Annotated in this window: 18 protein-coding genes; 15 read left to right on the top strand and 3 right to left on the bottom strand. The window is 35.9% G+C overall.

Annotation, left to right across the window (positions count from 1 at the left end):
* From HMPREF0634_RS07705 to HMPREF0634_RS07660, 10 genes are all read left to right on the top strand, one after another.
* The coding region (locus HMPREF0634_RS07705) for an ABC transporter permease family protein (RefSeq protein ID WP_007790546.1) at positions 1-813 on the top strand (813 nt) is incomplete at its 5' end.
* A 13-nt stretch (positions 814-826) separates the two neighbouring features.
* Positions 827-1504: an ABC transporter ATP-binding protein gene (locus tag HMPREF0634_RS07700; protein WP_007790613.1), complete on the top strand. Its 678-nt coding sequence runs from the start codon at positions 827-829 to the stop codon at positions 1502-1504.
* Positions 1488-3227 (top strand): ABC transporter ATP-binding protein, encoded by a 1740-nt coding sequence (locus tag HMPREF0634_RS07695; protein WP_007790503.1) that lies wholly within the window; start codon positions 1488-1490, stop codon positions 3225-3227. The genes HMPREF0634_RS07700 and HMPREF0634_RS07695 overlap by 17 nt, the downstream gene beginning before the upstream one ends.
* Positions 3228-4063: 836 nt before the next feature.
* The gene (sufC, locus tag HMPREF0634_RS07690) at positions 4064-4828 is read left to right on the top strand and encodes a Fe-S cluster assembly ATPase SufC (protein WP_007790513.1); all 765 of its coding nucleotides are present in this window, start codon (positions 4064-4066) and stop codon (positions 4826-4828) included.
* The gene (sufB, locus tag HMPREF0634_RS07685) at positions 4818-6242 is read left to right on the top strand and encodes a Fe-S cluster assembly protein SufB (protein WP_007790575.1); all 1425 of its coding nucleotides are present in this window, start codon (positions 4818-4820) and stop codon (positions 6240-6242) included. The genes sufC and sufB overlap by 11 nt, the downstream gene beginning before the upstream one ends.
* Positions 6243-6252: 10 nt before the next feature.
* A complete protein-coding gene (locus HMPREF0634_RS07680; RefSeq protein WP_007790600.1) occupies positions 6253-7083 on the top strand; it encodes a SufB/SufD family protein in 831 nt (276 codons plus the stop codon).
* A gap of 50 nt (positions 7084-7133) precedes the next feature.
* Positions 7134-8369 carry an aminotransferase class V-fold PLP-dependent enzyme gene (locus HMPREF0634_RS07675; RefSeq protein WP_007790515.1) on the top strand — a complete coding sequence of 412 codons (1236 nt, stop codon included), beginning with the start codon at positions 7134-7136 and terminating at the stop codon, positions 8367-8369.
* Entirely contained in the window at positions 8359-8796 is a 438-nt protein-coding gene (sufU, locus tag HMPREF0634_RS07670; RefSeq protein WP_007790521.1) for a Fe-S cluster assembly sulfur transfer protein SufU, read from the top strand. Before HMPREF0634_RS07675 ends, sufU begins: the two co-directional genes overlap by 11 nt.
* Before the next feature lie 186 nt (positions 8797-8982).
* Positions 8983-9390 (top strand): tetratricopeptide repeat protein, encoded by a 408-nt coding sequence (locus tag HMPREF0634_RS07665; protein ID WP_007790547.1) that lies wholly within the window; start codon positions 8983-8985, stop codon positions 9388-9390.
* 14 nt (positions 9391-9404) lie between these two features.
* Positions 9405-10031, top strand: coding sequence for a hypothetical protein (locus HMPREF0634_RS07660; RefSeq protein ID WP_007790581.1), 627 nt, complete (start codon positions 9405-9407; stop codon positions 10029-10031).
* 1 nt (position 10032) lies between these two features.
* Here the strand turns inward: HMPREF0634_RS07660 and HMPREF0634_RS07655 are convergent, their stop codons facing one another.
* A complete protein-coding gene (locus tag HMPREF0634_RS07655) occupies positions 10033-10323 on the bottom strand; it encodes a hypothetical protein (protein WP_040565902.1) in 291 nt (96 codons plus the stop codon).
* Between the two features lie 24 nt (positions 10324-10347).
* Positions 10348-11082: an HAD family hydrolase gene (locus HMPREF0634_RS07650; protein ID WP_007790535.1), complete on the bottom strand. Its 735-nt coding sequence runs from the start codon at positions 11080-11082 to the stop codon at positions 10348-10350.
* 129 nt (positions 11083-11211) lie between these two features.
* Between HMPREF0634_RS07650 and HMPREF0634_RS07645 the strand changes: the two genes are divergently transcribed.
* Both HMPREF0634_RS07645 and HMPREF0634_RS07640 read left to right on the top strand, forming a co-directional pair.
* Entirely contained in the window at positions 11212-12432 is a 1221-nt protein-coding gene (locus tag HMPREF0634_RS07645; protein ID WP_007790495.1) for a hypothetical protein, read from the top strand.
* Positions 12433-12546: 114 nt separating this feature from the next.
* The gene (locus HMPREF0634_RS07640) at positions 12547-13206 is read left to right on the top strand and encodes a helix-turn-helix transcriptional regulator (protein ID WP_007790559.1); all 660 of its coding nucleotides are present in this window, start codon (positions 12547-12549) and stop codon (positions 13204-13206) included.
* Between the two features lie 137 nt (positions 13207-13343).
* On the opposite strand, the gene HMPREF0634_RS07635 is transcribed toward HMPREF0634_RS07640, so the two are convergent.
* The gene (locus HMPREF0634_RS07635) at positions 13344-13589 is read right to left on the bottom strand and encodes a hypothetical protein (RefSeq protein ID WP_007790526.1); all 246 of its coding nucleotides are present in this window, start codon (positions 13587-13589) and stop codon (positions 13344-13346) included.
* Positions 13590-13741: 152 nt separating this feature from the next.
* On the opposite strand from HMPREF0634_RS07635, the gene HMPREF0634_RS07630 reads away from it, so the two are divergent.
* The 3 genes from HMPREF0634_RS07630 (at position 13742) to HMPREF0634_RS07620 (ending at position 16337) form a co-directional block, all read left to right on the top strand.
* Positions 13742-14671 carry an MBL fold metallo-hydrolase gene (locus HMPREF0634_RS07630; protein WP_007790553.1) on the top strand — a complete coding sequence of 310 codons (930 nt, stop codon included), beginning with the start codon at positions 13742-13744 and terminating at the stop codon, positions 14669-14671.
* A gap of 158 nt (positions 14672-14829) precedes the next feature.
* Positions 14830-15615 carry a GTP pyrophosphokinase gene (locus tag HMPREF0634_RS07625; RefSeq protein ID WP_007790606.1) on the top strand — a complete coding sequence of 262 codons (786 nt, stop codon included), beginning with the start codon at positions 14830-14832 and terminating at the stop codon, positions 15613-15615.
* A 14-nt stretch (positions 15616-15629) separates the two neighbouring features.
* Complete coding sequence (locus HMPREF0634_RS07620; RefSeq protein WP_007790509.1) at positions 15630-16337, top strand: metallophosphoesterase; 708 nt, start codon at positions 15630-15632, stop codon at positions 16335-16337.
* The last annotated feature ends 41 nt before the right edge of the window (positions 16338-16378 follow it).

The following is a 16378-nucleotide window of genomic DNA, read 5'->3' as shown; positions in this document are numbered from 1 at the left end:
AAGTTTTATTCGAAAATAAAACGAGGTATATTTAAGCTTTTACCTAACCAAAAACTTAATGATGAGCTTACTATATCATATCAATATTATGATAAAGATAGTGGTATTGTAAAATTTAAAAAATCTAAAGTAAGAGTGGTTGGTTTTATTAGTGATAATTGGGATCCTATAACCCATACAGAGCATTTTGTTCCGGATATTATAACTTACGATAGCATTTATAGGAACTTAACTAATATAAGTAATGTTAATGAAATAAAAGTTGAGCTTAATGATAAAGATAGTTTAGAAAATATATATAATAAAATAGAGACAAGATTTTCAAGTAAAAACTTTTATGAATGCGATACAGAAAAGACAATATTGGAAAGATTAAACAGATACGAAAAAAAGAATAAAATAAAGAGAGAAGTATCTTCAGCAGTATTATTATCAATGTCTATTGTAAACATAATAGCAGGAATAATATTAACATTTAATTTAAACAAGCGTGGTTATGCTACTATGTTGTCCTTAGGAATGAGTAGGAGAAATTTAAAAAGAATGTTAAGAAAAAATGGAATTCTATCAATCATTCCAGGGATTGTTTTAGCTATAATAGTGTCCTTGATATACAATATAAAATGGTTTAATCAAGTGAAACTAATTGCAGGGATTCAAGGGATAGAGTTCAAGGAAACTTTTTCATTGCCGTATATGCAAATTGTAATTTTTATACTAATTTGTACAATATCAATTTTATTAGCATTGTCAGTAGTATACAAAAATGTTGACGATATAGATATAATTGAGTGTTTAAACAATAAGGTATAGTGAGGTAATAATAATGAAAAATATAAGCATAGAGAATGTAAAAAAACATTATGGTAAGTCAGATAATATAGTTAAGGCTGTAGATGGAGTAAGTTTAGATGTTGGAGATTACGGATTTACAGCAATTGTTGGAACGAGTGGTTCGGGTAAATCAACTCTATTACATTGTATGGCAGGTCTGGATAAACCTACGTCTGGGAAGATATATTTTGAAGATATGGATATTTATTCATTGAACGATGATCAATTGTCAGAATTAAGAAGGCAAAAGTTTGGTTTTATTTTCCAAAGTTTTAACCTAATACCTGTATTGAATGTTTATGACAATATAATACTTCCAATATCACTTGACGGAAAAAAGCCAGATAAAGAATATATTGATATGGTAATTAGCAAAGTTGGATTGAAAGAACAATTAAAAAAATATCCTAATGAATTATCTGGAGGGCAACAGCAGAGAGCAGCAATTGCCAGAGCTTTATCTAATAAACCTTCAATAATATTTGCTGATGAGCCAACTGGAAATTTAGATAGCAAAACAACAAAAGAGGTAATGGATTTGCTGAAGAGTTCAGTAAAAGACCTAAACCAGACTCTTATTATGATTACACATGATCAGGAAATTGCTAAGTCTGCAGATAGGATAATTACTATAAGCGATGGTAAAATTATAAATGATGAAAAAAAGTAATTTAAGACGATTTATAAAATTTGTTATAAAAATAAATAAAAAAACAATTTTAATCTCACTCATATTATTAATAATCGGTATAGTGGCAAATATTTATGTACCATTGTTAACAAAAAATATGATAGACAGAGGTATTATAGATAGAAATACTGAAAGACTTTTTATATATTTGGTAATATTTGTAGCAATATCATTAATAGATATAGTTAGTGATATTATATTAGGTTATTTATATAGCCTAATGAGAAGTAAAGTTGTAGTAATGCTTCGCATGAAACTATTAGAACATATAAGCATATTATCAGGTGAATTTTTCACTGATAAAAAAACGGGAAATTTGTTATCCATAGTACAATCAGATATTGATATAGTAGAAAGTATCGATACAGAATTGTTTTTGAATATGATGAAAAATATTGTTATAGCTGGAATATCAGTGATATTTATGGCAAAATTGCAAATTGAGTTATTTGTTGTTGTTGTATTTTTACAAATTTCACTTATAATTGTGCAAAAAAAATTTTCAGGGTGCATATTTGAGATAATAGGACAGATGCGTAAAGAATATGGTGAATTATATAATATTGTCCAGGAGTATATTTTAAATATAATGAATATTGTTATCTCAAAATCAAAAAGAAAGTTCATTACAGACTATATTAGTTTATCTAGAAAAATAATTAATAAAAGTATTAAAACTGATGTGTTGTTGAGGACGAATATATCAATTGCGAGAATATTAAATGTGTTTATAACTATAATCATATTTGGTTATGGTGGTTATAAAATTATAAAATCTGAATTTACTTTAGGAAGTTTAGTAGCTTTTCAAGCCTATACTAAAATGCTTACAGGACCAAGTATGAATATTATAAATGCAAATAACCATATACAGAAGTCAAAGGTATCCATAGACAGAGTGTACGATATTTTAGATCAACAACCAAATATCAGACAAGATAATAGCTTGTTAAAATATCATTGTGATTGTATAGATAAGATAAAATTTAAAGATGTGTATTTTTCATATGAACACACTAATTCTGATAAAGATAATTATATACTAAATAACTTAAATATTGAATTTAAGAGAGGAAAAATAGTCGCTTTGGTAGGTAGCAGTGGATGTGGAAAGTCAACTATTGTAAATCTGATTTATCGATTATGGGATGTTAATAAAGGTTTAATATACTTTGGTGAAAATGAAATTAAAAGTATGAATCTGATGTCATTAAGAAAACATATTTCAATAATTACACAAGATATAATAACCTTCGATGGAAGTATAAAAGATAATATTGTTATGAGAAAGAAGATTACGGATGAAAAACTAACTAGTGTTTGCGATAGTGTGGGTATAAGTGAATTTATTGGGTCATTGGAAGATGGTATCAACACTCAAATTGGGGAACGTGGAATAAAATTGTCAGGAGGACAAAAACAAAAAATTTCTATAGCAAGGGCTATTTTAAATGATAGTGATATAATAATTTTTGATGAAGCCACATCTGCACTTGATAATATATCACAAAAAAATATTTTAAAAAATTTAAAACCATATTTAAAAAACAAAATTGTTATCATGATTGCACATCGACTTTCTACAATAAAAAATGTCGATTATATATATGTTTTAAAAAATGGTGAAGTTGTTGAGCAAGGTAGACATCCTGAACTTATGAACATAAATGGGTTATATAGAAAATTATACAATGACGATTAGTTAAATGTAGCTAATTAGAATAATTGATATTATTTAAAATTTAATATATCAAATAATATCAATGATAATTTGAATCTAACTGGTGAAAAACTGTAAAATTATGGTTGTATAATATTTAGCGTTGGTGAGAGAAAAATCTCTCCCAACGCTAAATTTTTACAAAAAAGAAGATTTTGATATCCTGGCAGAGATGAGACAAATATACCTATTTGAGTATTTAATTCCTACTCTTAAAGGTAAGGAAAATGATCGAATATATAACTATAAATATACATCCTATACTGATTTTACCAAAAAGGTATTTCAGAAGGCCAATATTATAGTGGATAAATCAGCTGTAAACAAAAGTGCTAAATAAGCTAAGAATAAATGAGATGAAGAAAATTAATTCAAGGTATAGATGGTATAAAAATACATAACTATAAGTTCACTAAGGATGTTATCACATAATTTAATAGATTTTGTTGATTTAAATTATCGCCAATATTATTTGACAGAGGGCCTTTAAATAAGATGAGTAAAACTATGTAAAACACAAAAAGACAACACGTTTTATATTTCAATATAAAAAAATTGTTGTAAAGATTTATTTTTATAGGGATTTTGGGGATATTTATGAAGATTAAAAGTATAAATATGGGGGCTGGAAGATAAAAATTAAAAAAAATAAATAATTCCTAGTAAATTAGTCAAGATTATTGATTTTTTTGGGTAAACATAGTAATATAGTCTTGTACAAAATTTCAAATGAAAAATTTTCAGGTGATAATCGAAGGATATTAACTGAATTTGAAATTATAAAATAATTTAATTGATGTGAAAGGGAAGTGGAAAGTATGAGCGATATATTATTAGAAATAAAAGACCTTAGCGCTAAGGTTGGAGAAAAAGATATACTAAAGAATGTCAACCTTGTAATCAAGAAGGGTGAGACGCATGTTATCATGGGGCCAAACGGTTCTGGTAAGTCTACTTTAGTTAATACTATAATGAGTAATCCTAAGTATGAGATTACATCTGGAAAGATCTTCTTTGAAGGAGAAGATGTTACAGAAATGGCAGCTGACGAAAGGGCAAGAAGGGGTATCTTTATGTCATTCCAGTCACCAATAGAGGTACCTGGTATCAGTGTTGAAAACTTTATTAGAACTTCTAAGTCTGCAGTTGATGGTAAGCCAGTATCAGTTTTAAAGTTCAACATGGACCTATCTAAGAAGATGAGGGACCTACAGATGAAGGCAGAGTATGCAGGAAGATACATGAACTATGGTTTCTCGGGAGGAGAAAAGAAGAAGACTGAAATCCTACAGATGCAGGTTCTAAATCCAAAGTTGGCCATGCTAGATGAAACAGATTCAGGTCTGGACGTTGACGCTGTAAGAATAGTTTCTGAAGGTATCAAGAACTTTAAAAATGATGACAATGCCCTAGTGATAATAACTCACCACAAGGAAATTATACACAATGTAATACCTGATTACGTTCACGTAATAATGGATGGTAGGATAGTAAAAGAAGGTGACTTCTCCTTGATTCAGAGAATCGAAGAAGAGGGTTACGGTTGGATCAGAGATGAGGTGAATTCATCTAATGGAAACTAAGAGAGAAAACAAGAAGAGAACTCAAATAGAAGAACAGGATCGTGGTATATACGACATAAAGAATGAGTTCAAGTATAAGTCAAAAACTGAAAAGGGTTTGACAGAAGAGATAGTAACTCAGATAAGTAAGGAAAAAAATGAACCCCAGTGGATGCTTGATATCAGACTAGCATCATTAAAGAAGTTCTATGAATTAAAAAACCCAACATGGGGACCTAACTTAGATGAAGTAAATATAGATGATATAACTACTTATATCAGGCCAGATGCTGACCTAGTAGAAGACTGGGAAGAAGTCCCAGAGGACATCAAAAATACCTTTGACCTACTTGGTATACCAGAGGCTGAAAGAGAAAATAACCTATCAGGTGTTGGAGCCCAGTACGACTCAGAAGTTGTCTACCACAAAATGCAGCAACACCTACTAGACCAGGGTGTAATCTACACTGACTTTGAAAGTGCAGTCAGGGAGTATCCTGAAATAGTTCAGAAATATTTTATGAAGTGTATATCTAATGCAGACCACAAGTATGCAGCCCTACACTATGCAGTATGGTCAGGTGGATCATTTGTATACGTACCAAAGGGTGTAAATGTAGATGTACCTCTACAGTCATACTTTAGACTAAATGCTCCAGGAGCAGGCCAGTTTGAGCATACACTAATAATTATAGAGGAAGGTGCTTACTGTCACTTTATAGAGGGATGTTCAGCACCTAAGTACAATGTTGTAAATATCCATGCAGGAGCAGTTGAACTATTTGTTCAGGAGGGTGCTACACTTAGGTATTCGACAATAGAAAACTGGTCAAGAAATATGTACAACCTAAATACAAAGAGGGCTATAGTAGAAAAGGATGGGGCAATTGAATGGGTATCAGGATCTTTCGGTTCCAAGGTATCTTGCCTATATCCAATGAGTGTCTTGAGGGGTGAAAATGCCAGGTCTGAATTTACTGGTATCACATTTGCCGGTAGAGACCAGTACCTGGATACAGGTACAAAGGTAGTTCATGCAGCACCTAACACTTCATCTACAGTAAATTCAAAGTCTATATCAAAAGACGGTGGTGTAGCAATATACAGGGGTCTTGTAAAGGTTACAAAGAATGCCAAGGGGTCTAAGTCAACAGTTAGCTGTGAATCCCTGATGCTTGACCAGGAATCAAGGTCAGATACAATACCGGTAATAGACATAGCCACTCAGGACGTTGACCTGGGTCATGAGGCTAAGATTGGTAGGATAGATGATGAGGTAATCTTCTACTTGATGTCAAGGGGTATTAGTGAGGCTGAGGCCAAGTCAATGGTAGTAAGAGGTTTCGCAGAGCCAATTGCCAAGGAATTACCACTTGAATATGCAGTAGAAATGAACAATCTAATCAATCTTGAATTAGAAGGTACTATAGGTTAGGAGGAAAATTATGATAGCAAATACATTACCACTTCTTACTTGGAGATGGCTAAAGGTAAATGAATCCCTAATCGAGTTACCTGAGGTTAAGGACCAAGTACATGAAATAAAAGCAGAAGAGGGCCAGGAAGTTTCAGCCCTATTCGACACAAATGAAATGGCAGGGCCAGGAGCTTCTAGACATACAGTTATAAACATAAGGGCAGAAAAGGACTCTACAGTTAATATCTACTATGTATCTAGGTCTCACGAGGAAGAAAAGGCCCTTACAGATATAAGGGCGGATGTAATGGAATCTGCCAGGGTAAACCTAATCCAGATAGAGGCAGGTGCCAAGGATGTAGTTACCAACTATGTTGCCAACCTAATAGGTGACAAGTCTAGCACTAATGTTGAAGCTGTATACTTTGCAGATGGAGACAAGAGGGTAGACATCTTCTACAACATCAACCAGATGGGTAAGGAAACTGATTCAAACATCTTGGTAAATGGAGCCTTGAAGGATAGGGCAAAGAAGACTTTCAAGGGAACTATAGACTTCAAGAGGGGGTCACTGGGTTCAACAGGTAGCGAGGAAGAGTTTGCTACCCTACTAGATGATGAAGTAAGGTCTATAGCAGTGCCAGTCCTACTATGTCAGGAGGATGATGTAGAGGGTGTACATGCAGCCAGTGCAGGTAAGATAGACCAGGATACTCTATTCTACATAATGAGTAGGGGTATCAATGAAGAAGAGGCGAAGAAGGTCATAGTTGAAACTAAGCTTGCTCCAACTATCCACAAACTTCCAGACGAAAAGTTGAGAGATGATGTTTGGGGTCATATAGAAGCAAGAATGTAGTTTAAAATTAGGGGTCTAGTTTTATAAAAGAATTGAGAGGTGTAAAAACCATGGATAAGCAGACGATAAATGAAATAAGAAAAGAATTCCCTTATCTTGATGAAGCCAAGATGGGTAGAAAGATAGTTTACTTGGACAATGGGGCAACTTCACAGAAACCACAGTGTGTAATTGATGCCCTTGCCAACTATTATTCATTCCAGAATGCCAACCCTCATAGGGGGGCCCATTACTTGGGTATGCTGGCAACTGACCTATACGAAAACTCAAGAGTAAAGGTTAGGGACTTTATAAATGCCAAGTCAGAAAATGAGATAATATTTGTAAGAAATACTACAGAGGCCTTGAACCTGGTAGCATATTCTTATGGCTTAGACAAGCTAAAGGCTGGCGATGAAATAGTGATTTCAGTCTATGAGCACCACAGCAACCTTGTTACATGGCAGTTTGTAGCCCAGAAGACTGGTGCAGTCCTAAAGTATGTATACCTAAATGACAAGCATGAATTGGATATGGATGGATACAAGAAGGTCCTAAGTGACAAGACGAAGATAGTTTCCCTAGCAGGTGCGTCAAATACTGTTGGCGGAGTAATAGATGTAAAGGAAGTAACTAGACTGGCCCATGAGGTTGGGGCAGTGGTATCAATCGACTGTGCCCAGCTGTCACCACACCTAAGGATGGATGTCCAGGATTGGGACGTTGACTTTGTATCATTCTCAGGTCACAAGATGTATGCCCCAATGGGTATAGGTGTCCTTTATGGAAAGATGGAATTACTAGAATCAATGACACCGTTTATGTATGGTGGAGACATGATTGAATATGTGTATGAACAGGAAACTACATATGCACCGGTTCCTGCCAAGTTTGAAGCAGGTACTCAGAATGTTGGTGGAGCAATAGCCCTGTCAGCAGCCATAGACTTTATGGAGAGGGTAGGTGTAGACAATATACATGAGCATGAACTAGCATTGACAGATTATGCCTACAAGAAGATGAGTGAACTGGACTTTGTAGAGATTTACTCTACTCCTAGCTACTTGAGGTCTCCTTTGATAGACTTTAATGTCAAGGATGTCCATGCCCATGACGTATCAACAGTTTTGGATTCTTATGACATAGCTATCAGGACAGGCCACCACTGTGCCATGCCATTACATACTTTTATAAAGCAACATTCAACATGTAGGGTTAGCTTTGCAGTTTACAATACATTTGAAGAAATTGACTTCTTTATCGAAAAGCTTAAGGAAGTAAGAAAGGTGATGGGATATGGATCTTAAGAGTTTATATACAGACATGCTCCTACAGGAGAGCAATAACAAGGCCAATATGAGAGACCTAGAGGACCCTACATACAAGGAATTAGGCCATAATCCAAGCTGTGGTGATGAAATTACCCTACAGTTGGAAATGGACGGGGAAATTATCAAGGATGCTAGTTTTGTGGGTGTGGGATGTGCCATATCCAGGGCGTCAACATCTATGATGATAGACCTAATTAAGGGTAAAAATATACATGAAGCCAAGGTCTTGACGGAGAAGTTTATAGGTATGATCAAGAAGGAAGTACCTGTAGATGATGACCTGATAGATGCCTTGGGTGACGCCGTTGTCTTAGAAAATGTGTCAAATATGCCAGCCAGAGTTAAGTGTGCAGTACTTGCCTGGCATACTCTAGGAAATATAATTGATAAAAACTATAAATAAGAAGGGCTTTGTGGTATAATAATCCTAAGCTCATTTATGGGGAAGTTAAGCTAGATCTGTTAATATGGGTCTAGCTTTATTTTATTAGTTGGCTGAATAGACGGGAATAACGCCTATCTACTAAGGGCCTTACTAAAAATTATTTGTAAATATTTTAAGAATAGACATAAATTGGAGGGATATATTATGGCAGGTTACAACGATTATTCATATGCTAGGAGCCTCCTAGCTAGAGGTGATTATAGAAGATGTTACGACACTATGAACAATTTCCAGGACAGGGACGCAGAATGGTTCTTCATAAGGGGGATGGCTGCAATGAACCTTGGTTTTTATGAAGAGGGCGAGGACTATATAAAGAGGGCCAAGTTTATGGAACCTAACAATAGGGAGTTCCAGGACGCCTACAACAACTATGTTGGCAATAGGAACAACTACAACCAAAGGGCAGACTACTACAATAGGAGAAGGACTAACCTGGATAATTCTGGTTGTTGTTGCTGTGGTGGAAACTGCTGTGATACTTGCTGTACCCTATGGTGTGCAGACAGTTGTTGCGAGTGCATGGGAGGAGACCTTATAACTTGCTGTTAATGGGGGTGTAGCTTATGGATTATAAAGAAATAAAACCTGGAGGTCAAGAGGGTGACAGGGAATCCAGACCAACAAAACCCCAAAGTCAAAATGGAAATATAAAAGCAAGACCACCAGGACCTAATAAAAATAATATGGCTAGGAGAATTGCCCTTATGGGCCTTCTCCTAGCCTTTAATTCAATAATATATATACTGGTCAACTATATACCAACAAATACTATAGCCCTTTTGGTTCTGGCAAGTCTACCAGCCCTAGTGGTAGTTATAGAATTTGGTTTAAGGGATGGTGCCCTATATACCCTGGGAACCATTATCCTAGCCTTTATTCTTATAGGCAACAAGGTCCACTTTGCAACCTACTTATTGACCTTTTCTACCTACCCCCTAATTAAGGCCCTAGTAGAAAAAAACAAATCATTTAAGTTGGAGTTGGGAGTCAAGCTGGCCTACGCCAACCTGGTCTTCCTTGTGGCCTACCTGGTATATGGGCAGTTTATAGTTATAAACGACCTAATATCAAAGTATATACCACTTACACTCTTGGTCTATAACATATGTTTTTTGATTTATGACAAGGGTCTAAGTCAGTTTGTGGTCTATTATCATGACAAGTTGTCCAAGTTTATAAAGATGAGATAGGTCATCTTTCCAAGGCATCGGCAATTCTTTCAAGGGCATCGGCTATCCTGGCTAAAGAGCTAGTGATATCTGGGCCCTTTTTTTGGCTCTTGGCCTGGTCAGCAAAGGGGTCATCATCCAGGTCATCAACAAGCTGGCTTCCTTCTGGAAGGACTATCTTTATACCAGCTTCATCAAAATCTTCACCCATGTCCTGGTCAAAATCATCATCAAAGTTTTCATCGAAATCTTCAATCAGGCTTTTTGCCTGGTCATTTTCTTCATCAAATTTAAGTAATTTCTTGTTGTACATAAAAACCTCACTTTCTATCAACTATCAGCAACAGTCTTCTATATGGAGGACAGATGTTGGTACCTGGTAGATGACATCCTTTCTTTCAATAATTACAAGGGTATTATTTTTCAAGTAGTCATCCATGTTTAATTGGTGGAGCATTTCCCTGGAAGGGTTTATAGCTATAGGGAAGCCAACCCTCTTTAACATACTTATATCACCATTTGTGTCCCCGTAGGCATATGATTTTTCCATATCTATAGAGTGCTTATCTATAAAATACTGGAGGGCCTTGTCCTTGCTATCCGACCCCCACATAGGAGATACACCCCCGGTCATCTTTCCATTTTCTACAAAGTACTTGCTACCTATATAATCACTGGCCTTGTATTTTTCAGCCATACGACTTACTAAAAAGTCAGGTGATCCCGATATAAAAATAATCTTGTGGCCCTGGTCCTGGTGCCATTTAATCCTAGACCTTGTATACCTATAGACCCTGTCGGCCTTAAGCTTGATTACCTGGTCACTGGCAAAGTCGACTGATGACTTGTCCAGTCCAGTTAAGGCTTCAACATACTGGTCAGAAATTTCGTGTAGGTAATCGTCATAGTTACCCTGCCTTTTCTCCCAATTCATATAGGTAGTTTCCAACTGTTCAGACCACTCCCTCCTATGGATTAGGTCATACTGTATCAACTTCCTGAAATGTTCTATTAAAAGAGAATCCCTGTACAGGGTCCCATCTATATCAAAAAAAGCAGCTATATTAGCCATTTTATCAACCTCCCTTCATATATGGATATTATACCAAAAAAGCATGAAAACCTCAATTTACAAAATTATTTGATATAAGATAGCCTAGGCCTTATAATAGAGTATATGCAGATAAAAATAGGAGGTAGTATGAAGAAGTTTAAAAGAGCTTTTTGCACGAATACACGACTGATGGGAACCATGATGCTAATGGTGGAGTGGTTGGAAGAACTTGACATAGATAGGGAGCCTGGCCAGGGCAGTAAAAATAGGAATATAGAAGAAAAATCCCTTGATTTTAACCGTGATAAGGCTATAGTTTCCCATGTATTTATCCTGGATGCAGAGGGCTTGGGCATATCAGACCTTTACATCTTGAGGGACATGGACCAGGAAACTAGGGACCTATTCTATAGGAAGAAATACGGGGGCCTAGGTGGGGTTAACATAGACCTGACAGAAGGCCAGGTAGCCTACCTGGTAAAGAAGTATAGGAGGAAAAATGAATGGTACAAAAAGCCCCTACCAGATGGGTTTGAAGAGGTATACCAAGACTTCTATGAGGCCTGTGACACAAAATCAGTAGACGCTAGTGGCCTCTTTGATAGCCTATGCAAGGAAATGGAGTCAGAGTATGAATTTGTAAATTATATGGTAATGAGGTTTGTGGCTAGGGACTGGGACGGCCTATTGCACTATTCGGGTAGTGAGCTGGTTGCAGCTAGCCATATTAGCCAGATAAATGGGGCCCTACTATATAACCATATAGAGAGGAAGAGTCCAGACAGGTACCTTTGCAGGGCCATATATGAGGATATTGACGGCTACTATGATGCCAATATAGTAGTAAATATAGCCCATGAGGATGTGGATGAGGATAAGTTGGTCTACTATGACAAGCCAAACAAGTATAGTCTGAGGTCCTTTATGGTCATGAGCAAGGAAGAAATATATGACTATGAGGTTTTTGACATGATATCCAAGCCGGAAATAGTGGATATCTACCAGATAAACCATGATGCCTGTGATATGTCTATCTTGGCCGATAAAATAAGGGAGATATATCCTGGAATCCAGGAACTGACCTACGAAAACGGCATCCTCTTTACCCAGTACTACCAGGATAATTCCCACCTTGACAACCAGGTCTACCTGATTAACAATGACCTCATGTTTAATATATTTCTAACAGAAAATATCCTATATTTGGCAACTTTTGACCTGGATACAAGGTCCTTTGTAGACTATGTATTTAAGGATAGCCTAAGTGGATATTTTAGCCTGGTAGACAGCCTGGAATTTGAACAAAATGTCCTATTTGACTTCGTTGAGTCTGGAAATGATGATTTTTATGATTTCTTAGATAATTGATTTTTTGTCAACTTTTAGGCAAATCTTTTCTTTATGTATAGAGATATGATATAATTAATAAAACTAGAATTGGGCTTGAATATACATGAAAAAATGAAAGGTGGATAAGCTAGTATGACTATAAGTGATTACAGTGGAAAAGTGGTTGATTTTGATACATTTTTAAGTTATTTAGATGCTATGGCCATGATAATATCGGAGATGTTTGGCAGTAATTGTGAAGTTGTAATATCAGACTTGGACGATCCTGAAAATTCGATCTTATCAATTTATAATGGTCAAGTAACAGGGAGAAAACCAGGTGATCCCCTGACAACAAGGTCAGAAGAATTGATAGAAAGAAGCAAGGGTGGCTACAATATAAACTATAAGAAGGCTAATAAGAGAATAAAGAAGGAAATAAAGTCTTCTACAATAGTTACAAGTGCCTTTGGAAGAAATATATCCTTCTGTATAAATTATGATTGTGATGATTTAACAGTACTCCACTCACATTTGAAGAAGTTCCTATCTATGGGTGATGAAGCCTATGATGAATTTGATGTATTTGATAGCGGTGAACTAGTAGAACAGAAATTCCAGATAGAGCTGGAAAAAATGAACAAAAAAATTGTCGGTATGAATAAGAGTGATAGGATTACCCTTATCAGAAACCTTAAGAATGCCGGAGTATTTAAGATACAAAAGAGTGTTCCCTATATAGCAGAGCAGTTGGGCGTATCTAGATATACAATATATAACTACCTAAATGAAATCCAAGATGAAAGAAAATAAAAAAATTAATTTTTTTTGATTTATATGTTTAGAGGGGGATAAGATTGGGAAGATATATAATACAAACATAATAAATTAAAATACTCAATCTCCCCAAGACAGAATCTCATCCCCCGAGATTCTGTCTTACTTTATGCCTATTTTTTCAGAAAAGACTTGCCTAGGTATTTCTTGATATCTTCTTCAGGTGAGAAGTCATCTATCAGTATTTCCTTGCCAGTGTCTTCGAAGACAACCAGGACCTCGCAATCTCCCTGTAGGAAGAACTTTCTTACAGTTTCTTCTTTTACTTCCCTGACCTTTATAATATTTTTCTTTTCCTTTTCAAAATCTTTAGTGTAGTAGCTACCCATCATATTTATAAATTTAGTATATCTATTCATACTTTTACCTCCAAAACATATATACACTTAAATATACCATGCTAAGTTTGGCAATGTCAAATAGATATAATGCAAATTGGGGCCAGGTATGATAAAATATATAGGGTAAGAAAAATATATGAAAAATATATTGGTTTAAAGCAGGTGAAAAAATGAAGCTGAGGAATATAAAGGGAAATACCTACTTGATAAATGGTGGGACAAATACGGGGGTATACTTATTTGAAAACAATGATGCCCTTCTTGTTGATACAGGTCTTGCTGGCAAGCGTCAAGAAAAAATGATAGGTATTTTTAAGAAAAATAATATAAATGTAAAGTACATAATAAATACACATGAACACGAGGACCATATAGGTGGTAATTACCAGATGAAGAAGGCCTTTCCAGAGGCAAAAATATATTCATCCTACCAGTCCAGGGTATATGCTGAAAATCCAAACCACTATATGGATTACCTGATGGGGGGAACCAGGTCTAAATACCTGATTAAAACCCTGGAAGAATACATGGCTGTACCAGGCCCAAACGAGGATATAAGGTTGGTAGATGAAACCATATATCCAGGCCAGGTCCTAGAATTTTCCGGCCATAAATTTAAGGTGATTAATTGTTGTGGCCATACAGAGGGGTCTATAGGCCTGGTTACAGATGATGGTGTATTTTTCATATCAGACCTCCTGGTTACTAAAAACTCCCTGGACAAGTTTGACTTCTTGTTTATGCATGACTATAAGGGGCAGATGGAGTCACTTGATAGGTTGAGGCTGATAGACTTTGAGATTGGTGTCCTAGGACATTCCCGTAGGAACTATTCCAAGCAGGAAATCTTGGAAATTGCCAATGAAAACCACAAGGCCCTTATGAGGATGATAAAAGCTGTCTTAGAGGCTCTTCAAGACAAGGCAAGCATGGATGATATAGAACAGTTTATAACATCCAAAAACAAGCTACCTTTTGATTATTTGGCCTATATGATTTATAGGAATGCCCTTAATGCAGTGGTATCATACCTCATGGATGAGGAAGTAATAGAGTTTATTATAGAGGACAACAGGCTTTACTACAAGCTCAAGGACTAGAAGAAGGCAAATAATAATAAATAAAAGCAAGTAAAAATATGTAAAAATAAGCAAAAGGCAAGTATAATACAGGCAAAAAAGTAACCGGCAAGTAATAGACTAGCAAAATATATGATAGGTTTCATATTCAATTAAAGGTTAGGAAGTTGGGTGATTTTATGGAATACGAACAGTGGCTAGAAATAATTAGACCCTACTCATATGCGGTAGAGGAGCTAAAGATTAAATTTAGAAATGTTAGAAATGACTATTTGGATACCAAGCAACATTCCCCGGTTGAGTTTGTAACTGGAAGGACAAAGAAGCTCTCTTCAGCCCTTGCCAAGATGAAAAAACTGGATATAGACAATATAGAGGACATAGAAGACCTGGCCGGTATAAGGATAATGTGTCAGTTTGTTGAGGATATATATGTACTCGTTGATATCATCAAGGAGAGAAATGACATGTCTATAGTCCTGGAAAAGGACTATATAAATAATGCCAAGGAAAGTGGTTACAGGAGTTACCACCTAATAGTTAAGTATCCGGTTAATACCATACACGGGGTAAAGGAAGTCCAGTGTGAGATCCAGATCCGTACACTTTCAATGAACTTTTGGGCTACTATAGAACACTCTTTAAAGTATAAGTACGACCACTATATACCAGATGAATTGGCTCATAGGCTAAAGAGGGCTGCAGATGCCGCCTTTATGCTTGACCAGGAGATGGGAGAGATAAGAGAAGAAATAATTAAGGCCCAGGAGCTATTTACAGAAAAGGAATATGTATTGACAGATATCTACTCCAGGGTAAACAAGCTCAAGGAATTGGGTGACCAAGAAAACTACTATCTTTATAGGATGAAGATGAATGAAATTTCCAGATCAAGAAATATAAAATCCCTACTGGTACTCAAGGAAGAGTTAGATGAAATCTTAAACAAGACCAAGGTTAATTAATGATAGGAGGCAAGATGAAGATTTTTGCAATAGGAGACCTCCACTTGTCAGGAAGTGTAGACAAGCCCATGAACATCTTTGGAGACCACTGGGAGGGTCATGATAAGAAGATTTTCCAAGATTGGTCATCCAGGGTTAGTGATCGGGATGTAGTCCTGGTAGTGGGTGATATATCCTGGGCCTCAAAGTTAAAAGATGCCCGGGTAGACCTTGACCAAATAGACAAGCTACCAGGCAAGAAGTACTTTATAAGGGGCAACCATGACTATTGGTGGACTACGGCAACAGGCCTTAACAAGTTATATGGTGATAATATGATATTTATGAATACCAATTTTCACAAGTTAGGTCCATATGCCTTGTGTGGGACAAGGGGTTGGTTGAGTCCCAATGAAATAAAGTTTGATGATAAGGATGAGGTTATATACAAGAGGGAGGCCAAGAGACTAGAAATATCTCTAGAAGGGGCAAAAAAGGCTGGTTACGAGAACTATATAGTAATCCTCCACTATCCGCCTACAAATGAAAAGTTTGAAGACTCTCTCTATATGGAAGTGATAAAAAAGTACAAGCCAAAGTATGTGATTTATGGCCACCTGCATGGAAAAGATAGTTTTGAGGGGGGTCTAAAGGGCCTACATGATGGTGTGTCCTACCACTTGGTAGCCTGTGACTACCTGGACTTTAAATTGGCCCTGATTGAAGACTTGGGATCTGAGTAATAAAAAGGCCATACTAGATAATACGTTATAAGATAACCTAT

Origin of the sequence: Peptostreptococcus stomatis DSM 17678 (assembly GCF_000147675.1) — a bacterium.
Classification (GTDB): domain Bacteria; phylum Bacillota; class Clostridia; order Peptostreptococcales; family Peptostreptococcaceae; genus Peptostreptococcus; species Peptostreptococcus stomatis.
Note: the sequence above shows the minus strand (reverse complement) of the source record. Positions and strands in the feature narration are given on the sequence as shown.